The sequence below is a fragment of the Arthrobacter sp. Hiyo1 genome, from assembly GCF_001263615.2.
Lineage (GTDB): Bacteria > Actinomycetota > Actinomycetes > Actinomycetales > Micrococcaceae > Arthrobacter.
In genome coordinates this window covers 7,598-8,903 of sequence record NZ_DF952488.1, presented here as the reverse complement: position 1 = coordinate 8,903, position 1,306 = coordinate 7,598, and the positions used below count along the sequence as shown (strand labels likewise).

Below are 1,306 nucleotides of genomic sequence, written 5' to 3'. Positions count from 1 at the left end.
CGGGAATCCGCGGAAATACGGGGATCCCGGACTGCAGCACCGGCCAAAAGTGGTCAAAAGTTGAGTGCCCGACGGCGGCCTGCCGCCTATTCCGGCAGCTTCAGTTCCCAGACCTCCGCGGCCGCACCTTCGGGAAGCTCAAGGATCCATGCTTCCCCGGCCGCAGGGTAGGCGCGGAGTGTCGTGGCGACGGAACCTGTCCGATACACCTCCACCAAGGAAGCATCCACGAAGATGCGGAGTTCCTCGCCCTCGGACAACGGCCCTGCAAACACAACTTGCCGTTCCGCGCCGGAGGCCAGGACCAGCCGAACCTCACCGGCTCCAGCAACAGTCCCAGCCGTCACAACTGCCTCGGCAAACGGCGGCAAGTCAACGGCCCCGGAAGCCCCGGCCGCGAGGACAGGACCCCGGTAAGCGTCCACCTCCGGCGCCGGAGCAACCACCAATGCGCCGTCCTCAACCGAGAGGAAGCGCGGGTGGGTTAATACGCCTGCCCAGCCTGCGGCGTCGATCTCGTCCTGCGAACGGCCACGCCGGCCATCACGACCCGGGCCTTCGTTGGCCCATCCCCACAGCAGGGCACGCGGCTCCGACTCCGAGCCGGACGAAGACGCAGTATCCAGCTGAACGATCTGCGGAGCATAGAAGTCCCTGCCAAGGTCGGACCTGCCGCCGGAACGCGGGACGAACACCGGCAGCCCGGTAGACGGGTCCTCGGCGAGCGAGCCGATCAGGTGGCCGACTCCGTTTGCGTGCTCGTGGTCATCCCCGGAGAGCCACAGGGAGAACATCATGACCCAGGTGTCGTCCCCGTCGGACGCCGCCTCGTCGGACGGCACACGGACCAGTTGCGGGCACTCCCAGATCTCAGCCGGCGTCTGCGCAGCCGCCACCGGGTTTTCCGTGGTCAGCCAAATGCCTTGGTACTTCCAGTCGGACATGTCCTCCACCGTGTACAGCAGCAAAGCAGCATGTCCATTGGCCAGCCCGGCGCCCTGCATGGCGTAGCGCTTGCCGTTGAAGTGGAAGATGAAGGGGTCGCGCACGGCCGTGACAAGGCCGTCGTCCGGCATGGAAGCGGCAATGTGGCCATCCTGTTCCCAGGACACCAGGTCCGCCGAGCCCCGGGAAATCACCACCTGGGAGTGACCACCATCGCCCCGCACGCCGGAGTACGCAGCGGTGGGGACACCGCCGTCGTCGGTCACTACGCCGGTCCAGCAGCCGAACTCGTCCGGCCCGCCATCCTGCGGGCGCAGCGCGACGGGGTGTTCATCCCAGTGGACCAGGTCCGGGGAGCTCA

At 67.0% G+C, this 1,306-nt stretch carries 1 protein-coding gene; it reads right to left on the bottom strand.

Annotated elements, in window-relative coordinates; translation table 11 throughout:
* Nucleotides 1–86 precede the first annotated feature (86 nt).
* Nucleotides 87–1,306, bottom strand: a 1,220-nt coding sequence (locus AHiyo1_RS23810) for a glycoside hydrolase family 32 protein (protein ID WP_059390270.1), incomplete at its 5' end; no start/stop codon positions are given.